Below are 17,680 nucleotides of genomic sequence, written 5' to 3' on the forward strand. Positions count from 1 at the left end.
CGATCCCGCCTGCGGAGGGGGTTGACCCCCGAGATTGCCCCGGCGCGGGCCCGTAGGGGTCAGCGGCAGCCGCACTTCGCTACCGCTGACGCCATTTTGTCGAGTGCCGTCTGCGCTGCCTTGGGGTCCGTGGTGCCTGTGGTCATGAAGGCGAAGACGAGGAGTCGGCCGTCCGTGTCGACGACCGTGCCCGCGAGGGTGTTCACGCCCGTCAGGGTGCCGGTCTTGGCGCGCACGACGCCGGTGCCCGGCGATTCCTTGGGGTAGCGGTCGACCAGGGTGCCGGTGAAGCCGGCCACGGGCAGGCCCGTCACCGCCGAGCGCAGTTCGGGGCGGTCGGGGTCGGCGGCCCGGGCGAGGAGTGCGGCGAGCAGCTCGGCGGAGCTGCGGTCGGCCCGGTCCAGGCCGCTCCCGTCGGCGAACTTCGTCCCGGCCAGCGGCAGCTGTGCCTTCTTGAGCTGGGCGGCGATCGCACGCCCCGCACCGTCGAAGCTCGCAGGCTCCTTCGAGGCGAGCGCCGTCTGGCGGGCCAGCGCCTCGGCGATGTCGTTGTCGCTGTGCGTCAGCATCCGCTCGACGAGGGCGGACAGCGGCGGCGACTCGACCTTTGCGAGGGATTCGGCGCGATCGCTCGCCTTGGACGGGACGGGGTCCTTCTTGTCGCTCTTGCTGCCCTTGTCGCCCTTGTCGCCCTTATCCTTCTCCCCCTTCGCCTCGATGTCGATCCCCTCGTCCTCCAGGAAGCCCGCGAACTTCTCCGCCGCGTCCGCCGCCGGATCACCGGAGCGCGGCGCGGGCCCGCCGGAGGAGTCGTCGAGGCGGCCCTCGTCGACCATCAGCGCGCTGACCAGCGTGAGGTTCTCGTTCGGGCCGATGGGGTGCTGCTGCTCCCCGGAGTAGAGCGAGGTGTCGTACGACAGGGACACCTTGTCCGCGCCGCGGTCCTTCAGGGCGCGCGCGGTGTCCTTGGCCAGGTCGTGCAGGCTCGCGGCGCTCTTCGCGTAGGGGCCGTCCTTGCGGGCGGTGAGCGTGGGGTCGCCGCCTCCCACCAGTACGACGTCGTTCGAGTCCGGCTCGATGACCGTCTTCGTGGCGATCCGGTGGTCGGCCCCCGCCGAGGAGAGCGCCGCGACCGCCGTGGCGATCTTGGTGGTGGACGCGGGCGTCAGGGCGTCGCCGCCGCCCTTGCCGTAGACCCGCCGCCCGCTGCCCGCGTCGATGACGACCGCCGAGCGCTCGGGGCCGAGGGCCCTGTCCTTCAGGAGCGGATCGAGGACGCCCGCGAGCACCTTGGTGTCCACAGCGGGCGCGGAGCCGCCGTGCGGGGCGCCCGCGGGCACGCCGAGCCCCTTGAGGACGGAAGGGGCGCTCGGGGCGGCCGCGGGCTGCCCGCCGGAGGCACCGTCGCCGTGATCTGTGCCACCCCCGGCCTCCCGGGAAGCCGCCAAGTGCCGCTCGGCCGTACGCTGACCGGAGGAGTCCCAGGGGCCGGCCGCGGCCACCGCACCGGCCGCGATCGCGATTCCGACGGTGGCGGCACCCGCCGTGAGCTGCCAGGTCTTGAGTTTCGCAGGATTCTTGAGACCGGCGAGGATCTTGGGAGCCGAAGGCTCGGGAAGCTGCCGCAGCAGCTTCCCGACGTGCTGCCGGGTCTGCTGCCAAGGCTTGAGCTCGGGCACGACGACCAGCCCCTTTCGCGATCACACATCTGCGTGAGGGACACTTAACCACCCGAAGTATGTGCTGATCATGGAGGAGCCACCCGTGGAGTTCGACGTCACCATCGAGATTCCGAAGGGTTCGCGGAACAAGTACGAGGTGGACCACGAGACCGGCCGGATCCGCTTGGACCGTCGCCTCTTCACGTCGACCAGCTACCCCGCGGACTACGGCTTCGTCGAGAACACCCTCGGCGAGGACGGTGACCCGCTGGACGCTCTCGTCATCCTGGACGAGCCGACCTTCCCGGGCTGCCTCATCAAGTGCCGCGCGATCGGCATGTTCCGGATGACCGACGAGGCGGGCGGCGACGACAAGCTGCTCTGCGTCCCGGCGTCGGACCCCCGCGTGGAGCACCTGCGCGACATCCACCACGTCTCCGAGTTCGACCGCCTGGAGATCCAGCACTTCTTCGAGGTCTACAAGGACCTGGAGCCCGGCAAGTCCGTCGAGGGCGCCGACTGGGTCGGCCGCGCGGACGCCGAGGCCGAGATCGAGAAGTCCTACAAGCGCGCGGAGGCGCAGGGGCACTGAGTGCCTTCCCCCGACTCCGACGGACCGCGTGATCTTCACGAAGACCACGCGGCCCGTTCGCGTATCTGTGCGCATACTGTTCGTACTGGAGGTGCACAAGGTACGTATGTGGGAGCGAGGCAGTAAGAGTGGCTGACCAGGAGGCCGAAGACCGCAAACCCCAGTCGGATGAGGCACGAAGTGCGTTCACTCAGCCCACCGGCGTGCTGCCGCAGCCACCGGCACCCGAGGACGAATCGCAGACCACGTCCGAGTTCGCGATCCCCACCGGTCTGCCGCACCTTCCCTCGCCGCCGGGCTCCTCGACCACGCAGGAGACCGAGAAGTCGGCGTTCACCACGCCGAACACATACAGCGCCCGCAACGCGCCGCCCGCCTTCACTCCCCCGCAGGGCATACCTCTGGTGAAGCTCACCAAGGAGACGCCCTGGCAGGACCAGATGCGCACGATGCTGCGCATGCCGGTGGCGGAGCGGCCCACTCCGGAGGCCACGCAGCGCCACGAGGACGACACCGGGCCCGCCGTGCCGCGCGTGCTCGACCTGACGCTGCGTATCGGCGAGCTGCTGCTCGCGGGCGGCGAGGGCGCCGAGGACGTGGAGGCGGCGATGTTCGCCGTCTGCCGCAGCTACGGCCTGGACCGCTGCGAGCCGACGGTGACCTTCACCCTGCTCTCGATCTCGCACCAGCCGTCCCTGGTGGAGGACCCGGTCACGGCCTCCAGGACGGTGCGCCGCCGGGGCACCGACTACACCCGTCTGGCGGCCGTCTTCCAGCTGGTGGACGACATCAGCGACACGGACGTCGAGGTCTCCCTGGAGGAGGCCTACCGCACGCTCGCGGGCATTCGCCGTAACCGCCACCCCTACCCCGGCTGGGCGCTCACGGCGGCCGGCGGGCTGCTCGCGGGCTCGGCGTCCGTGCTCGTCGGCGGTGGCGCCCTGGTCTTCCTGGTGGCGGCGTTCGGCGCCATGCTCGGCGACCGTCTCGCCTGGCTGTGCGCGGGCCGCGGGCTGCCCGAGTTCTACCAGTTCGTGGGCGCCGCGATGCCGCCCGCCGTCATGGGCGTCACGCTCAGCCTCGTGCACTCCCAGGAGGTCAACGCCTCCGCGGTGATCACAGGTGGCCTCTTCGCCCTGATCCCGGGAAGAGCCCTGGTGGCCGGCGTGCAGGACGGCCTGACCGGCTACTACATCACGGCCGCGGCCCGGCTCCTGGAGGTCTGCTACCTCGTCGTGGGCATCGTCTGCGGCGTACTGCTCGTCCTGTCGCTCGGCGTGATGCTGGACGCGACGAGCCTGCAGCCTGAGACGACGTTCGTGGCGGTCGAATCGCGCCCGGTGATCCAGATCCTGGCGTCGATGGCGCTGAGCCTCGCCTTCGCGATACTGCTCCAGCAGGAACGTCACACCGTGCTGATCGTGACCCTGAACGGCGGTATCGCCTGGGTCATGTACGGCTCCCTCGCGCAGACGTCCATCGAGCTCTCGCCGGTCGCGGCGACGGCCATCGCGGCCGGGCTCGTGGGCCTGTTCGGGCAGCTCTTCTCGCGCTACCGCTTCGCCTCTTCACTGCCGTACGTCACGGCGGCCATCGGCCCGCTGCTGCCCGGTAGCGCGACGTACTTCGGTCTGCTCGCCCTCGCCCAGAACGACATGACGACGGGCCTCAACTCGCTCACCAAGGCGGCGGCGACGGCCCTGGCCATCGCGATCGGCGTGAACCTGGGCAGCGAGGTCTCGCGTCTGATCCTCAAGGTGCCGGGCGCCACCACGGCGGCGAACCGCCGTGCGGCGAAGCGGACCCGCGGATTCTGATCAGAGACCGGTGGCCCGGGGGCGGCTTCGCCCCCGGGCCCCCGGTCCTCAAGCTCCGGACGGGCTGATCCGCCCCTACCGCTTGGCGTGCCGGCCGCGCGACGACGGGGCCGCCCCGGGGGCCTCGCCCTCGGCCGCCGCCTTCTTGGACTTGCTGCGCGCCCGCAGGAACTCGATCACGATCGGCACCACCGAGATCAGGACGATCAGGATGAGGATCGCCTCGATGTTCTTGTGCACGAAGTCGATCTTGCCGAGCCACGCGCCGAGCATCGTCACACCGGCGCCCCAGAGGATGCCGCCGATGATGTTGAACGTGATGAACGAGCGATACCGCATGCCGCTGACGCCGGCGATGATCGGCGTGAACGTCCGCACGATGGGCACGAAGCGGGCCAGGACCAGGGACTTCGGGCCGTACTTCTCGAAGAACTCGTGCGCCTTGACCACGTTCTCCTGCTTGAACAGCTTGGAGTCCGGGCGGTTGAAGAGCGCGGGGCCGACCTTCTTGCCGAAGAGATAGCCCGCCTGGTCGCCGAGGATCGCGGCGATGCAGATGAGGACGATGCAGAGCCAGAGCGGGAAGTCGAGCTGATTCGTCGTGATCAGCAGGCCCGTCGTGAACAGCAGCGAGTCACCCGGCAGGAAGAAGCCGATGAGCAGGCCCGACTCGGCGAAGACGATCGCGAGCAGGCCCCAGACCCCGAAGGTGTTCAGGAGGTAATCCGGATCCAGCCAGCTTGGTCCGAGCGCAAGCGTCGTCACGGTTCCGTGCTCCTGAGGGTGAGAGGGCGATGCGGCGGGGGTGGCCGTCCAAAGCTATCAACGCAAGGCGACGCGCCCGGGTTCCAGCATTCTTCCCGAGGTGCACTGTGCATGACCTGAGACATGGCTGTGTGCCGGGGACGTCTGCGCGGGCATCGAAAAACCGGGCGGCCGGGAGTTCGCGTACAACAGATTATCGGTGCGGTCCGGGACCCTGAGATCCCCGGGCCGCACCGACAGGCGGCACCCCGCTCAGCTGTTGCGCGCCGCGTTCGCGAGCATGGCATCCCGCATGTAGCCCGCGAGCCCCGGACGGATGGCCTCGTAGGTGGCCGTGAACCGCTGGTCCGCCACGTACATCTCGCCGAGGCAGGTGTGCGTCTCGTACGAGCAGTCATAGTGGAAGCGGGAGATGAAGCGGCGGTGCTCTTCCGCCGTGTCCATCGCCTCCGCCGAATCCGCGGGCAGCCCGCGTGCGAGCAGGTCGCCCATGCGCGCGTGCAGCGCGGTGAACTCGTCGTTGATCCGCTGCCAGTCCTCCTTGGTGTACGAGGCGGCCCTGCGCTGCGACTGACGGTAGGCGTCGGTGTCGCCCCAGCGCCGCTCGACCTCCTCGGCGTACTGGTCGGGATCGTGGTCACCGAAGACCTCGAACTTCTCCTCGGGCGTGAGGTTGATGCCCATCTTCTTCGCCTCCATGGCGGTCTCGACGGCGGCGGCCATCTCCTGGAGCTTCGTGATCCGGGCGGTCAGCAGCTCGTGCTGCCGGCGCAGATGCTCGCGCGGGTTCGTGTCCGGGTCGTCCAGGAGGGCCGCCACCTCGTCGAGCGGGAAACCGAGCTCCCGGTAGAACAGGATCTGCTGCAGCCGGTCCAGGTCGGCGTCGCCGTAGCGCCGGTGGCCCGCGTGGCTGCGCTCGCCGGGCACGAGCAGGCCGATCTCGTCGTAGTGGTGCAGGGTGCGCACCGTCACTCCGGCGAAACCGGCGACCTGTCCCACGGAATGGCTCATGGGTCCCGCCCTCCTTCCAGGTACGCGTTTCAGCCTGATTCCTCACGCCGCGTGAGGTGCAAGTGCGGAACCCGGCAGTCGGCCATATTCTCGCCAGCAGGCAGGCAAGCCGCGCCAGCAAGGACAGGGACAACACGCCTCAGCCCCGAGGAGACCGCCCATGCCGCGCCAGCACCCGGGCCCCGGCCCCGAGCAGCCCGCCAAACGCACCCTCTCGGTGAACCCCTTCTACGGAGAGGCCAACCCGGTCAGCGGCATGTCCGAGGCGCCGCCCAAGCACCGCCTGCCGGACAACCCGCTGCCGCCCACCACCGCGTACCAGCTGGTGCACGACGAACTGATGCTGGACGGCAACTCACGCCTCAACCTCGCGACCTTCGTCACGACGTGGATGGAACCGCAGGCCGGCGTCCTGATGGGCGAGTGCCGGGACAAGAACATGATCGACAAGGACGAGTACCCGCACACCGCCGAGCTCGAGCGGCGCTGCGTGGCCATGCTCGCCGATCTGTGGCACGCGCCGGACCCCTCGCTCGCCGTCGGCTGTTCGACGACCGGGTCGAGCGAGGCGTGCATGCTCGCCGGGATGGCGCTCAAACGCCGCTGGGCCACGGCCAAGCGGAACGTCGAGCGCTATCCGTCCCCCACCGCGCGCCCCAACCTCGTCATGGGCGTCAACGTCCAGGTCTGCTGGGAGAAGTTCTGCAACTTCTGGGAGGTCGACGCGCGCCAGGTCCCGATGGAGGGCGACCGGTTCCACCTCGACCCGGCGGCGGCGGCCGAGCTCTGCGACGAGAACACGATCGGCGTCGTGGCCGTGCTCGGCTCCACCTTCGACGGGTCGTACGAGCCGGTGGCCGAGCTCTGCGCCGCCCTCGACGACCTCCAGGAGCGCACCGGGCTCGACATCCCCGTGCACGTCGACGGCGCGTCAGGGGCGATGGTTGCGCCCTTCCTCGACGAGGACCTGGAGTGGGACTTCCGGCTGCCGAGGGTGGCCTCGATCAACACGTCGGGCCACAAGTACGGCCTGGTCTATCCGGGCGTCGGCTGGGCCCTGTGGCGTGACGCGGAGGCGCTGCCGGAGGAGCTGGTCTTCCGGGTGAACTACCTCGGCGGCGACATGCCGACGTTCGCGCTGAACTTCTCCCGGCCCGGCGCGCAGATCGTCGCGCAGTACTACACGTTCCTGCGCCTGGGCCGCGAGGGCTACCGCGCCGTCCAGCAGGCGGCGCGGACCGTCGCCACCGGCCTCGCGGAACGCATCGAGGCGCTCGGCGACTTCCGGCTGATCACCCGCGGGGACGAGCTGCCGGTGTTCGCCTTCACGACGGGGGACGACGTGAAGGCGTACGACGTCTTCGACGTGTCCCGGCGCCTTCGCGAGCGCGGCTGGCTGGTGCCCGCGTACACCTTCCCGGCCCACCGCGAGGATCTGGCGGTGCTCCGCGTGGTCTGCCGCAACGGCTTCACGGCCGACCTCGCGGAGCTCTTCCTCGCGGACCTGAGCAGCCTGGTGCCCGAACTGCGCCACCAGCCGCATCCGTTGACGCGGGACAAGGACGCGGCCACGGGGTTCCACCACTAGGCTCCCGGTCCACCCGACGTCATGACTTACTGAGCGCACGGAACATTACTTACTGAGCGCGCCGAACCTCCGCACCGCCAGCGGCATGAACACCCCGACGAGCACCACGGGCCACACCACGGCGAGCAGCCCCGCGTGCTCGGCGGCCCACGAAGTGCCCACCACTCCGGGGTCGTTGCCGAACAGATCGCGGACCGCGGTGGCCGTCGCCGACATCGGGTTCCACTCGACGGCGGCGCCGAGCCAGGCCGGCATGTTCTGCGGGACCGTGAAGGCGTTGGAGAGGAAGCCCACCGGCCAGACCAGGATCTGCACGGCCATGACCAGCTCCGGCTTGCCCGCCACCATCGCCAGGTGAATGCCGATCCACAGCATCGCGAACCGCAGCAGGAGCAGCAGGCCGACCGCGCCGAGCGCCGCGCCGGACGAGCCGTGCCAGCGCCAGCCGATCGCGAGACCGACGCCGATCATGACGAGCAGCGAGGCGAACGACTGCAGCATGTCCGCGACCGAACGCCCGACCAGGACCGCCCCGTTGGTCATCGGCATGGACCGGAAGCGGTCGATCACGCCCTTGTTGAGGTCCTGCGTGACCGCCACCATCGTGGCGTCCAGACCGAAGGCCATGGTCAGCGCGAACATGCCGGGCACCAGGAACTCGGCGTAGTCGCCCGCGATGCCCTTTCCGCCGCCGATGAGGTAGTTGAACATCAGCAGCAGCATCACTGGGAAGACCAGGCCGACGAGCACCTGTACGGGCTGCCGGGCCCAGTGGGCCAGTTCCCGCCGCGTCATGGTCCAGGAGTCGACGGCGGCCCACTTGGCGGGCGTGCCGCCCGAGACCGGCGCCCGGCCCCGCGGCGTGATCGTGGTGGTACTCACACGGCCTCCTTCACGCGTTCGCCGTCCTCTGCACGGCCCGTCAGACGCAGGAACACCTCGTCCAGGGTCGGCCTGCGCACCGCGATGTCCTCCGCGTCGACCCCGGCGTCCCGCAGGGCCTGTACGACGCCGGTGAGCGCCTCCATCCGGTCCGCCACCGGCGCGCTGGCCAGACGCCGGTCGACATCGAGGGTGGCCTCGCCCGGCAGCAGACGCGCGGCGAGATCCAGCTGGGCCGCGTCCCGCACGACCACGTCGATCCGGTCGCCGCCGGTCTTCGACTTGAGCTCGTCCGCCGTGCCGTCCGCGATGACCCGGCCCCGGTCGATCACCGAGATGCGGTGCGCGAGCTGGTCCGCCTCTTCGAGGTACTGCGTGGTGAGCAGCACCGTCGTACCGCCGTCGACCAGGGAGCGCACCGCCTCCCAGACCTCCGTGCGGCCCCGCGGGTCGAGGCCCGTGGTCGGCTCGTCCAGGAACAGCACGTCGGGCTCCGTGATGAGCGAGGCCGCGAGGTCCAGGCGGCGCCGCATGCCGCCGCTGTACTGCTTGACCGCCTTGCGCCCGGTGTCCCCGAGTCCGAAGCGCTCCAGGAGTTCACCGGCCCGCACGCGCGCGTGGCGGGCGCCCAGGTGGTAGAGCCGCCCGAACATGTCCAGGTTCTGCCGACCGCTCAGCTCCTCGTCCAGGGCGGCGTGCTGCCCCAGGAGGCCGATGCGCCTGCGCACCTCGTCCGGCTGCCGCCGCACGTCGTACCCGGCGACCTCCACCCGGCCCTCGTCCGCCCGCAGCAGGGTAGCGAGCACCCGTACCGCCGTGGTCTTGCCCGCGCCGTTCGGGCCGAGCATGCCGTGCACCGTGCCGCGCCCGACCGTCAGGTCGAGTCCGTCGAGCGCCCACTTCTCCCCGTACCGCTTCCGTGCGCCTTCGACGACGATCGCGTCCGTCATCCGTCTCCCTCCGAGCCCCTGCCCGCCCGTAGTCAAACTTGACTACAGATCCGACGCGAAGGAAGGTAACCCCGAACCGGGGATTAGTCAAACTTGATCAGCGGGCCCGCCCGTACCGGTCAGCGATCGTCCTCCGCATGCGCCTCCCCGGTCGCGTACGGGTTCTCCTCGCCCTCGGCGAGGACACCCACGAACGGCTCGCCCTCGCCCGCGAACGTGTACGCACCGCCCTCGATCCGCTTGATCAGACCGCGCGTCCACTCCACGCCCCCGTCAGCCGTGTGGACCCAGAGGTTCATGATCTCGCCGATGTGCCCGAGCTGCTCCGGGCCCTCCTCCGGCGTGTAGTACTCCGTCACCGACCTGCGCCACTCCTCGATGCCCGCCACCCGCTGCTTCAGAAGCTCGACCGCCTCGCCCCGGGGCAGGTCGACGATGAAGCCGAGGGCCGCCGAGAGCATGTCGGGGCGCTGGTCGTACGAGACCAGGTTGGACCGGAGCAGATTGAGGAACTCCTCGGTGCCGGCCTCGGTGATCTCGTACTCCGTGCGCGGCGGGCCGCCCGCCGTGGACGGGGCGATCTCGTGCGCGAGCAGCAGGCCCTGCTTGGCCATCTGCTTCAGCGCGTGGTAGATCGAGCCGGGCTTGGCGTTGGACCACTCATGGGCGCCCCAGTACTCCAGGTCGTTGCGCACCTGATAGCCGTGGGCCCGCCCGTGCTGACGGACGGCGCCGAGGACAAGGAGTCGGATCGCCGACATCAAAGCCACCTCTTTCTAATCAACTTTGATTAGAGTAGCGGTATGGCCGAGACAATGATCCCCCTGTTTCCCTGCCACGAGCTCGACGAGACCCTCGCCTTCTACGAAGCCATCGGCTTCGAGGTGACCTACCGCCAGAAGGCCCCCAATCCGTACGCCGTGATCCGGCGCGGCGACATGGAGCTGCAGTTCTTCCGGCTCAAGGGCTACGACCCGCAGTCCTCGTACAGCACCTGTTACGTCGTCTCCGACGACGTGGACGCCCTCCACGGGGCATTCCGGGCCGGGCTCAAGCGGACGCTCGGCCGGATACCGACCCGTGGCCTGCCCCGGATCGGCGCCGTGAAGGACATGCCCTACGGAGTGCGGCAGTTCCTGATGACGGACCCGGCGGGCAACTGCGTACGCGTCGGGCAGCCCATCGCCGATTCCTTCGAGCACGCGCCGGTACCGAAGGAGCGGTACGCGCGCGCCCTGCACCAGGCCACTCTCCTCGGCGAGTCCAAGCAGGACCACGCCGCCGCCGTCCGCATCATCGACCGCGCTCTTGCCGCCGACGGCACCCCCACCCCCGTACAACTGCGGGAGCTGCACGCCCTGCGGGCGGAGATGGCCGCGCACCTCGACGGCCGCTAGCCGCCTCCCTTGGCGGCCGGGCTCTAGCCCCAGCTCTCGCCGCGCTCCAGAGCCACCAGTTCGAAGGCCGTCCTGCCGTCGAGGGACTCGCGGATGATGTCGGCGTGGCCCGAGTGGCGGGACATCTCGGTGATCAGGCGCAGCAGCACCCAGCGCATCGAGACGTCCTCCTTCGGGAACCACGGCTCGTCCGGCAGCGCGAAGGTCGCGTCGAGGGTGGGCAGGGAGCGGATGAACTCCTCCGTACGAGCGGCCACTTGACCCCAGTAAGCGAGGACCGACTCGACCGTCTCGCCCTCGATCAGACGGAAGCACTCGTCCCAGTTCGCCTCGGTGCGCCGGATCGCGGGGTCGACGCCCTTGGCCCGCGAGATCCACCCCTCCTCGACCTCCGCGACATGCTTGAGCAGCCCGGAGAGCGACAGTTCGCTGGCGCTCGGCTTGGTGGCCGCCTGCTCGTCGGTCAGGCCGAGCAGGGCCCGCCGGATGCCGCCGCGCTCGGCGTCGAGGAAGGCGAGCAGGGCGCCGCGCTCGTCGCCGGGGGCCTCTGCGTTGACGTGAACGACCATGGTGTCCGCCTCTGGGAGCCTGTGGAACCTGCCGGGCTTTCCGACACCACTGACGTTACGGACCCTTGCGGTCAGGTTCTGTCCGCAAGGGTTCCGGGGTTCACATCTTGTTCGGCAGGGCCCTGACCTGAAGATCAGAAGGGGAACTGGCTGCGGCCGTGCTGCACCGAGATCCACTTCTGCCTGGTGAACGCGTCCACCGTCGAATCGCCGTTCAGACGCCCGATGCCCGAGTGCTTCTCGCCGCCGAAGGGCACGATCGGCTCGTCGTGCACGGTGCCGTCGTTCACGTGGAACATGCCGGTGTCGATCCGCCGGGCGAACCGCACGCCGCGCTCGACATCGGCGGTGTGGACGGCGCCGCTGAGCCCGTACGGGGTGTCGTTGGTGATGCGTACGGCCTCTTCCTCGCCGTCGAAGGGCACGAGGAGCGCCACGGGGCCGAAGATCTCCTGGCGCAGGGCCGGAGAGTCGGCGGGCAGGTCCGTCAGGACGGTGGGCGCCACGAGGTTGCCCTTGGTGCGGCCGTGCAGCAGGGCCTTCGCGCCCGCGGCCACCGCCTGGTCGACGATCTTCGTCACCGCGTCGGCCTGCGAGGAGTTGATCAGGGGGCCGATGTGGGTCGCCGGGTCCGCCGGGTCACCGACGTTCAGGGACGCGACCTTGGCGACGAACTTCTCGGTGAACTCCGCCTGCACCGACCGGTCCAGGAGGATGCGGTTGGCGGCCATGCAGACCTGCCCCTGGTGCACGAAGCGGCTGAAGACCGCGGCGTTCACGGCGTAGTCGACGTCCGCGTCGTCCAGGACGACCAGCGCGCTGTTGCCGCCGAGTTCCAGGATCGACCGCTTGAAGTGCGCGGAGCAGACCGTGGCGACATGGCGCCCCACACGGTCCGAACCGGTGAAGGAGATGACGCTCGGCACCGGGTGCTCGATGAACGCGTCGTTGATCTCGGCGATGTCGGTGATCACCACGTTCAGCACACCGGCCGGCAGGCCCGCGTCCTCGAAGACCTTCGCGAGGATGCCGCCGCCCGTCACCGGCGCGTTCTGATGGGGCTTGAGCACCACCGCGTTGCCGAGGGCGAGCGCGGGGGCGACCGTCTTGGTGGAGAGGAGCAGCGGGAAGTTGAAGGGGCTGATCACACCGACCACGCCCACCGGCTCGCGGTAGAGGCGGTTCTCCTTGTCGTCGCCCGGCGACGGCAGGATGCGGCCCTCCGGCAGCAGCGCGACGTTCACCGCCTCGCGCAGGAACTCCTTGGTGAGGTGGATCTCGAAGGCCGCCTTGAGCCGGGTGCCGCCCAGCTCGGCGACGATGGCCTCGGATATCTCTTCCTCACGGTCCTCGATGATGCGCAGGGCACGCTCGAAGACGGCACGCCGGGCGTAGGGGCTCGTCCGGCCCCACTCCTTCTGCGCGCGCTCGGCCGCGCGGTAGGCCTGGTCCACCTCGTCGGCCGTCGCCACGGTGATCGACGCCAGCTTCTCCCCGTTGTACGGATTGAAGTTGATGATGTCCCAGGAGCCGGAACCGGCCTTCCACTCACCGTCGATGTACTGGTGAGCCAGGTCAGTGAAGAAGGACATGAGACCCCTAGCCGCAGACTGTGGTGACAACGGTGCTGACACCTGATTTCGCGTCATCCTACTGACGGGTTAGATGAGTTGGAGGAGACCGCGGAGAAGGTCGCGACTATCGGCCGGATTCGGGCTGTCGCGCTGGAGCTCGCTGACCACGCGCTCGTACTGGCCGACTTCCTCCGCCTTGTCGAGGTACAGGGCTCCTGTCAGCTGCTCCACGTACACGACGTCCGAGAGGTCCGATTCCGGGAAGCGCAGCATGGTGAACGCTCCGCTTTCGCCCGAGTGCCCACCGAAACTGAACGGCATGACCTGGAGGGTGACATTCGGCCGTTCCGAGATGTCGATCAGGTGCTGGAGCTGCCCGCGCATGACTTCCCGGTCTCCGTACGGGCGTCGCAGGGCCGCCTCGTCCAGTACGCAGTGGAAGCGGGGCGCGCGCTCGGAGATGAGCAGCTTCTGGCGTTCGAGGCGCAACGCGACGCGGCGTTCGATCTCGGCTTTGCCCGCGCCCTGCATGCCACGGGCGACGACCGCGTGCGCGTAGGCCTCGGTCTGCAACAGGCCGTTGACGAACTGGACTTCGTAGACCCGGATGAGCGAGGCGGCGCCTTCGAGACCGACGTACGTCTGGAACCAGCCCGGCAGGACATCCGAGTAACTGTGCCACCAGCCCGCGAGGTTGGCTTCTTTGGCGAGCGAGAGCAGCGCGACGCGCTCGACCTCGTCGGTGACGCCGTACAGCGTCAACAGGTCCTCGACGTCCCTGGACTTGAAGCTCACCCGTCCCAACTCCATGCGGCTGATCTTCGATTCGGAGGCTCGGATCGAGTAGCCGGCCGCTTCACGGGTGATACCGCGCGATTCCCTCAGGCGCCTGAGTTGCGAGCCAAGGAGCATGCGCCGTACGACCGAGCCGCTCGACTCCCCTGCGGTCACTTCGCTCAACCCTCCCCATCACTTGGAAGCCAGCAGTCTGCCATTAAACGCTTCAGGCCGTACTCGTTCGGTTACAGAAACGGAAAGCCTTCGATAGTTCTCCACAAGAAGTCGTAGGAAGAAATGGGCAAGAAGTGGCACGGGAACGACCAAGTCCGGCGCGTGCACGTGCATCTGCCCTTGCATCTGCTGTACGCATTCGGAACCATGGTCCGCGCGACACTGCACTGACGCACCACAGCACCACCGCTCCATCGCTATGTACCGCGAAACCGGGGAGTGCCTCGCATGGGGACGAATGGATCGACCATGCTCGAGCCGTTACGGCAGGGGCTTCCCCCACTCGACCCCTCGGCCGTCTCCAGCGCCGCGTCCTGCTCTCTGCCCGCCCGCTACGAAGCGGTGGGCAGCGCACGGCAGTTCACCCGCACGACGCTGGACCAGTGGGATCTGGAAGAACGTTTCGACGACGTCGCCCTGGTCGTCTCCGAACTGGTCACCAACGCCCTGCGGCACGCGCTGCCGTCGGACACTCCGCGCGAACAGGGGCCGCCGGTGCGGCTGCACTTGATGCGCTGGACCTCGCGCCTGGTGTGCGCCGTGCGTGACCCCAGCGACGACAGTCCGGTCACGCGCGAGACCGACGACGACTTCTCCGCCGAGTCCGGCCGCGGCCTGTTCCTGGTGGACTCGTTCAGCGACAGCTGGGGATGGCACCCGCTCGCGGGCGCGCTGCGGGGCAAGGTCGTGTGGGCGCTGTTCCGGCTGGTCTAGTTCCGGTCGGGTTCGTTCCGGTCGGGTTCGTTCCGGATGGGTTCGTTCCGGATGGGTTCGTTCCGGCCGGCGTTGCCGCGTGGTCGCGGGGCTAGCCACCGATCAGGTGGTCGAACTCCCCGTCCTTCATCCCGAGCAGCATCGCCTCTATCTCGGCGCGCGTGTAGACCAGCGCCGGACCGTCGGGAAAACGCGAGTTGCGGACGGCGACATCGCCGCCCGGCAGCTTCGCGAACTCCACGCAGGCACCCTGCGAATTGCTGTGCCTGCTCTTCTGCCAGGCCACCCCATGAAGCTCCGTGGCAGCCATGCCGTTAAACACGTGGTGCACAGTCGCTCCCCGGTGATGCAGTGCCTGGTGTGGCTCTAGATGGCTCTAGATGCAGTAGTCAACTGTCCCGGATCATAGCTGTGTTCACATGCCGATGCATGGGCAGATGCACGTGCACGCGGGGTGTTGCCTTGATTACAGCTCTGTCAGCACCTGCCCAACTCCCCACATGCCATGCGAATGCCATCCAGGTCGAAGCGTGCCCGTACTCGTTCTCGTACTCGTGCCCGTACTTGTTCGTGTACTAGGTAGAGACGCACGGGGTGCCCTTCCTGTTCCAACGTTTACGCGATGGCCTGATGACGACGTGGTGGCGATCAGCGGGCGGTGCCGTACGGCAGCAGCGCCATCTCCCGCGCGTTCTTGATCGCCCGGGCGAGGAGCCGCTGCTGCTGGGCGCTGACCTTGGTGACCCGCCGGGAGCGGATCTTCCCCCGGTCCGAGATGAACTTGCGGAGCAGTTCCGTGTCCTTGTAATCGATGTACGTGACCTTCGCCTGGACCAGCGGGTTGGGGCGCGGTTTCTGGTCGCGCGCGTACGGCTTGCGGGGAGCCATTCAGACCTCCAGGAGGGTGTCGAAAGCGGGTGGCAGGTGTTTCCAGGCGTCGCGCCCGGCGGCGTACTCCTCGTCGGTGAGGAGGCAGGACTCCAGAACCTCTTCGAGCCCCTCGCGATCGAGGCCGGGCGAGGTGAAGACCAGGTGCTGGCAGCAGTCGCCGTGCTCCGGATGCCAGTCGAGCGCCGCCGCGGCGCGCCGCACCGGCGGCACCATCTCCCACGCGGCATCCGGCAGCGAGACCAGCCAGGGCCCCGCGCTCTCCACACAGAGCGCACCGCCCGCCGCGTCCCAGCCGAGCAGCGTGTCCGGATGGTCGGCCAGCCAGAACCGCCCCCGGCTGCGGGCCGCCGCGCAGGTCAGGTCCTCCAAAGCCTGATAGAGCCGCTCCGGGTGGAAGGGCCGGTCCCGGTGCCATACGAGGGTGGCGACCCCCGCCTCGTCGGCGTCGGTCGGCAGCAGCGCGCAGGACGGATGCTGGGCCGCGGCGGCCGCCTCGACGTCGAAGCCGCCGAGCGCCGCGCCCGCCAGGTCCCCGTGACCGCTGATCGGGACCTGGCGGGCAGTCGGGTGGAGCTGCGCGAGAAGCGCGCGGTCCTCGTCATCGGCCTCGGGAGAGTCCGCGAGGGCGAGCACCGGGGCGTATTCGAGCTGGCGGGCCCAGGTGTCGGCGACCGTGCGCTGATCGGTGGGCGCCGCGGCGAGACCGGCCTCCATGAGGTCGTCGCCGTTGCCGAGGTACGGCAGCAGGAGCGCCGGATCGACGGCCGTGATCACGCCGCTCAGCCGCAGCCCCTCGTGCACGTGCGCCGCGATCACCTCGGCCATCGCCTTGGGCTCGACGGAGTCCCACAGCTCGACGACCGCGAGCCGGGTGAGACCGGAGTCCGCGAGCCGTTCGAGCTCGGGCACCAGATCCTCGCGCAGGGCGCAGCAGGCACAGTCGTTGACCAGCGGCGCATCGCCGGTGGAGAGCACTCCGGTGGCGTCGCGCACCGTACGTACGACTGTGCCCTGCACGGCCGTCGCCAGGTCGTGGTGGAGTGCCACGCTGCCGGGGACGGTGGCGAGGAGCCGCTCGACGGCCTGCCTTCGGGCGTCGGAGTGCAGGCCGCCGACGATCGCGATGTCCATCGCTGTCTCTGCCGGGCTCATCGCGCGCCGTAGCGGCGCTCGAAGCGCTCCACGCGTCCCGCGGTGTCAAGGACCTTGGCCGTGCCCGTGTAGTAGGGGTGGCTCGCCGACGAGACCTCGACGTCGATGACGGGGTAGGTGCGCCCGTCCTCCCAGTCGATCGTCTTCTCGCTGGTCGCGGTGGGCCGGGTGAGGAAGGCGAAGCCCGCGGACTTGTCGCGGAAGACGACGGGGCCGTACGGCGGGTGGATGTCCTTGCGCATGGTGATCAGCGCTCCTCTCGGAAATCGACGTGGCGCCCGACGACCGGGTCGTACTTGCGCAGCGTCATGCGGTCGGGGTCGTTACGGCGGTTCTTGCGGGTGACGTACGTGTAGCCCGTTCCGGCCGTGGACCGGAGCTTGATGACGGGGCGGAGTTCGTTGCGAGCCATGGCGCTAGTGTATGAAAATGAATCCCGTTTTCAAAACGGTTCCGCGAGGGGCCTCGCCCCCACGTCAGAGAGGTGCGTCACCATGTCCGCCCACTGCCAGCTGACCGGCGCCACGCCGGGCTTCGGCAACCAGATCTCCCATTCGCACCGGCGCACGTCACGCCGGTTCGACGTCAACGTCCAGCGCAAGCGCTACTGGCTGCCGAGCGAGGGCCGCTATGTGCGGCTGCGGCTCAGCGCCAAGGGCATCAAGACCGTCGACTCCATCGGCGTCGAGGCCGCCGTGGCCAGGATCCGTGCGCGTGGAGTGAGGGTCTGATGGCCAAGAAGAGCAAGATCGCGAAGAACGAGAAGCGGCGCGAGATCGTCGCGCGGTACGCCGCGCGCCGGGCCGAGCTGAAGGAGATCATCCGCCGCCCCGGAACTTCGGATGCCGAACGCCACGCCGCTCAGGCGGAGTTGGCCGGGCAGCCGCGGGACGCGAGCGCGACGCGCGTACGCAATCGGGACAGCGTCGACGGGCGTCCGCGCGGATACGTGGGGAAGTTCGGCCTCTCCAGGGTCAAACTGCGTGACCAAGCGCACGCCGGTTTTCTCCCCGGGGTGCGCAAGTCGTCCTGGTAGCTTGGCGCGCGATTCACCGACCTGCTCCGAGGGTCGTGCAGGTGTCGGCCAGGGCGTCTAGGGGGACTTC

General features: G+C 69.2%; 21 protein-coding genes. 7 read left to right on the top strand and 14 right to left on the bottom strand.

Features of this window, described 5'->3' with window-relative positions:
* Positions 1-59 precede the first annotated feature (59 nt).
* The gene (gene dacB / locus IE226_RS26970) at positions 60-1,679 is read right to left on the bottom strand and encodes a D-alanyl-D-alanine carboxypeptidase/D-alanyl-D-alanine endopeptidase (RefSeq protein WP_190083987.1); all 1,620 of its coding nucleotides are present in this window, start codon (positions 1,677-1,679) and stop codon (positions 60-62) included.
* Between the two features lie 85 nt (positions 1,680-1,764).
* Between dacB and IE226_RS26975 the strand changes: the two genes are divergently transcribed.
* Together IE226_RS26975 and IE226_RS26980 are read left to right on the top strand one after the other, a co-directional pair.
* Complete coding sequence (locus tag IE226_RS26975; RefSeq protein ID WP_135330561.1) at positions 1,765-2,253, top strand: inorganic diphosphatase; 489 nt, start codon at positions 1,765-1,767, stop codon at positions 2,251-2,253.
* A 128-nt stretch (positions 2,254-2,381) separates the two neighbouring features.
* Complete coding sequence (locus IE226_RS26980; protein WP_190083988.1) at positions 2,382-4,070, top strand: threonine/serine exporter family protein; 1,689 nt, start codon at positions 2,382-2,384, stop codon at positions 4,068-4,070.
* Between the two features lie 75 nt (positions 4,071-4,145).
* On the opposite strand, the gene IE226_RS26985 is transcribed toward IE226_RS26980, so the two are convergent.
* Entirely contained in the window at positions 4,146-4,835 is a 690-nt protein-coding gene (locus tag IE226_RS26985; RefSeq protein WP_190083989.1) for a DedA family protein, read from the bottom strand.
* 252 nt (positions 4,836-5,087) lie between these two features.
* A complete protein-coding gene (locus tag IE226_RS26990) occupies positions 5,088-5,846 on the bottom strand; it encodes a MerR family transcriptional regulator (RefSeq protein ID WP_190083990.1) in 759 nt (252 codons plus the stop codon).
* A gap of 160 nt (positions 5,847-6,006) precedes the next feature.
* Here IE226_RS26990 and gad point away from each other — a divergent pair, with 160 nt between their 5' ends.
* Positions 6,007-7,434: a glutamate decarboxylase gene (gene gad, locus IE226_RS26995; RefSeq protein WP_190083991.1), complete on the top strand. Its 1,428-nt coding sequence runs from the start codon at positions 6,007-6,009 to the stop codon at positions 7,432-7,434.
* A gap of 45 nt (positions 7,435-7,479) precedes the next feature.
* Here gad and IE226_RS27000 read toward each other — a convergent pair whose 3' ends face one another.
* The 3 genes from IE226_RS27000 to IE226_RS27010 form a co-directional block, all read right to left on the bottom strand.
* Positions 7,480-8,316 (bottom strand): ABC transporter permease, encoded by an 837-nt coding sequence (locus IE226_RS27000; RefSeq protein ID WP_373307037.1) that lies wholly within the window; start codon positions 8,314-8,316, stop codon positions 7,480-7,482.
* Complete coding sequence (locus IE226_RS27005; RefSeq protein ID WP_190083992.1) at positions 8,313-9,266, bottom strand: ATP-binding cassette domain-containing protein; 954 nt, start codon at positions 9,264-9,266, stop codon at positions 8,313-8,315. The genes IE226_RS27000 and IE226_RS27005 overlap by 4 nt, the downstream gene beginning before the upstream one ends.
* Positions 9,267-9,385: 119 nt before the next feature.
* On the bottom strand, positions 9,386-10,027 hold the full coding sequence (locus tag IE226_RS27010; RefSeq protein WP_190083993.1) for a PadR family transcriptional regulator: 642 nt from the start codon (positions 10,025-10,027) through the stop codon (positions 9,386-9,388).
* Positions 10,028-10,069: 42 nt separating this feature from the next.
* Between IE226_RS27010 and IE226_RS27015 the strand changes: the two genes are divergently transcribed.
* The gene (locus IE226_RS27015) at positions 10,070-10,663 is read left to right on the top strand and encodes a bleomycin resistance protein (RefSeq protein WP_190083994.1); all 594 of its coding nucleotides are present in this window, start codon (positions 10,070-10,072) and stop codon (positions 10,661-10,663) included.
* A 23-nt stretch (positions 10,664-10,686) separates the two neighbouring features.
* On the opposite strand, the gene IE226_RS27020 is transcribed toward IE226_RS27015, so the two are convergent.
* From IE226_RS27020 to IE226_RS27030, 3 genes are all read right to left on the bottom strand, one after another.
* Positions 10,687-11,232 (bottom strand): DinB family protein, encoded by a 546-nt coding sequence (locus IE226_RS27020; protein WP_190083995.1) that lies wholly within the window; start codon positions 11,230-11,232, stop codon positions 10,687-10,689.
* 134 nt (positions 11,233-11,366) lie between these two features.
* On the bottom strand, positions 11,367-12,824 hold the full coding sequence (locus tag IE226_RS27025) for an aldehyde dehydrogenase family protein (protein WP_190083996.1): 1,458 nt from the start codon (positions 12,822-12,824) through the stop codon (positions 11,367-11,369).
* A 69-nt stretch (positions 12,825-12,893) separates the two neighbouring features.
* On the bottom strand, positions 12,894-13,757 hold the full coding sequence (locus IE226_RS27030; RefSeq protein WP_190083997.1) for a Sco1979 family transcriptional regulator: 864 nt from the start codon (positions 13,755-13,757) through the stop codon (positions 12,894-12,896).
* 288 nt (positions 13,758-14,045) lie between these two features.
* On the opposite strand from IE226_RS27030, the gene IE226_RS27035 reads away from it, so the two are divergent.
* The gene (locus IE226_RS27035) at positions 14,046-14,531 is read left to right on the top strand and encodes an ATP-binding protein (RefSeq protein WP_190083998.1); all 486 of its coding nucleotides are present in this window, start codon (positions 14,046-14,048) and stop codon (positions 14,529-14,531) included.
* Positions 14,532-14,622: 91 nt separating this feature from the next.
* On the opposite strand, the gene IE226_RS27040 is transcribed toward IE226_RS27035, so the two are convergent.
* From IE226_RS27040 to rpmG, 5 genes are all read right to left on the bottom strand, one after another.
* Positions 14,623-14,862 (bottom strand): DUF397 domain-containing protein, encoded by a 240-nt coding sequence (locus tag IE226_RS27040; RefSeq protein WP_190083999.1) that lies wholly within the window; start codon positions 14,860-14,862, stop codon positions 14,623-14,625.
* Positions 14,863-15,179: 317 nt separating this feature from the next.
* Positions 15,180-15,419 (bottom strand): 30S ribosomal protein S18, encoded by a 240-nt coding sequence (gene rpsR / locus IE226_RS27045; protein WP_190084000.1) that lies wholly within the window; start codon positions 15,417-15,419, stop codon positions 15,180-15,182.
* Positions 15,420-16,553, bottom strand: coding sequence for a CobW family GTP-binding protein (locus IE226_RS27050; RefSeq protein ID WP_190084001.1), 1,134 nt, complete (start codon positions 16,551-16,553; stop codon positions 15,420-15,422). It lies immediately after the preceding gene.
* A gap of 17 nt (positions 16,554-16,570) precedes the next feature.
* Positions 16,571-16,816: a type B 50S ribosomal protein L31 gene (locus tag IE226_RS27055; RefSeq protein WP_190084002.1), complete on the bottom strand. Its 246-nt coding sequence runs from the start codon at positions 16,814-16,816 to the stop codon at positions 16,571-16,573.
* Between the two features lie 5 nt (positions 16,817-16,821).
* A complete protein-coding gene (rpmG, locus tag IE226_RS27060; protein ID WP_003999141.1) occupies positions 16,822-16,986 on the bottom strand; it encodes a 50S ribosomal protein L33 in 165 nt (54 codons plus the stop codon).
* Positions 16,987-17,068: 82 nt separating this feature from the next.
* Here rpmG and rpmB point away from each other — a divergent pair, with 82 nt between their 5' ends.
* Both rpmB and rpsN read left to right on the top strand, forming a co-directional pair.
* Positions 17,069-17,305 carry a 50S ribosomal protein L28 gene (gene rpmB, locus IE226_RS27065; RefSeq protein ID WP_190084003.1) on the top strand — a complete coding sequence of 79 codons (237 nt, stop codon included), beginning with the start codon at positions 17,069-17,071 and terminating at the stop codon, positions 17,303-17,305.
* Positions 17,305-17,610: a 30S ribosomal protein S14 gene (gene rpsN / locus IE226_RS27070; protein ID WP_190084004.1), complete on the top strand. Its 306-nt coding sequence runs from the start codon at positions 17,305-17,307 to the stop codon at positions 17,608-17,610. The genes rpmB and rpsN overlap by 1 nt, the downstream gene beginning before the upstream one ends.
* Positions 17,611-17,680: the final 70 nt, after the last annotated feature.

It is taken from the genome of Streptomyces longisporoflavus (genome assembly GCF_014649775.1).
Taxonomy (GTDB): domain Bacteria; phylum Actinomycetota; class Actinomycetes; order Streptomycetales; family Streptomycetaceae; genus Streptomyces; species Streptomyces longisporoflavus.

What these genes read in the sequence shown, in the direction of transcription:
- rpmG (WP_003999141.1), bottom strand. Translation starts at nt 16,986, where the DNA reads ATGGCTCGCAACGAACTCCGCCCCGTCATCAAGCTCCGGTCCACGGCC.
- IE226_RS27050 (WP_190084001.1), bottom strand. Translation starts at nt 16,553, where the DNA reads ATGGACATCGCGATCGTCGGCGGCCTGCACTCCGACGCCCGAAGGCAG.
- IE226_RS27025 (WP_190083996.1), bottom strand. Translation starts at nt 12,824, where the DNA reads ATGTCCTTCTTCACTGACCTGGCTCACCAGTACATCGACGGTGAGTGG.
- rpsN (WP_190084004.1), top strand. Translation starts at nt 17,305, where the DNA reads ATGGCCAAGAAGAGCAAGATCGCGAAGAACGAGAAGCGGCGCGAGATC.
- gad (WP_190083991.1), top strand. Translation starts at nt 6,007, where the DNA reads ATGCCGCGCCAGCACCCGGGCCCCGGCCCCGAGCAGCCCGCCAAACGC.
- IE226_RS27020 (WP_190083995.1), bottom strand. Translation starts at nt 11,232, where the DNA reads ATGGTCGTTCACGTCAACGCAGAGGCCCCCGGCGACGAGCGCGGCGCC.
- IE226_RS27005 (WP_190083992.1), bottom strand. Translation starts at nt 9,266, where the DNA reads ATGACGGACGCGATCGTCGTCGAAGGCGCACGGAAGCGGTACGGGGAG.
- IE226_RS27035 (WP_190083998.1), top strand. Translation starts at nt 14,046, where the DNA reads ATGGGGACGAATGGATCGACCATGCTCGAGCCGTTACGGCAGGGGCTT.
- IE226_RS26990 (WP_190083990.1), bottom strand. Translation starts at nt 5,846, where the DNA reads ATGAGCCATTCCGTGGGACAGGTCGCCGGTTTCGCCGGAGTGACGGTG.
- IE226_RS27055 (WP_190084002.1), bottom strand. Translation starts at nt 16,816, where the DNA reads ATGCGCAAGGACATCCACCCGCCGTACGGCCCCGTCGTCTTCCGCGAC.
- rpmB (WP_190084003.1), top strand. Translation starts at nt 17,069, where the DNA reads ATGTCCGCCCACTGCCAGCTGACCGGCGCCACGCCGGGCTTCGGCAAC.
- IE226_RS27015 (WP_190083994.1), top strand. Translation starts at nt 10,070, where the DNA reads ATGGCCGAGACAATGATCCCCCTGTTTCCCTGCCACGAGCTCGACGAG.
- rpsR (WP_190084000.1), bottom strand. Translation starts at nt 15,419, where the DNA reads ATGGCTCCCCGCAAGCCGTACGCGCGCGACCAGAAACCGCGCCCCAAC.
- IE226_RS27010 (WP_190083993.1), bottom strand. Translation starts at nt 10,027, where the DNA reads ATGTCGGCGATCCGACTCCTTGTCCTCGGCGCCGTCCGTCAGCACGGG.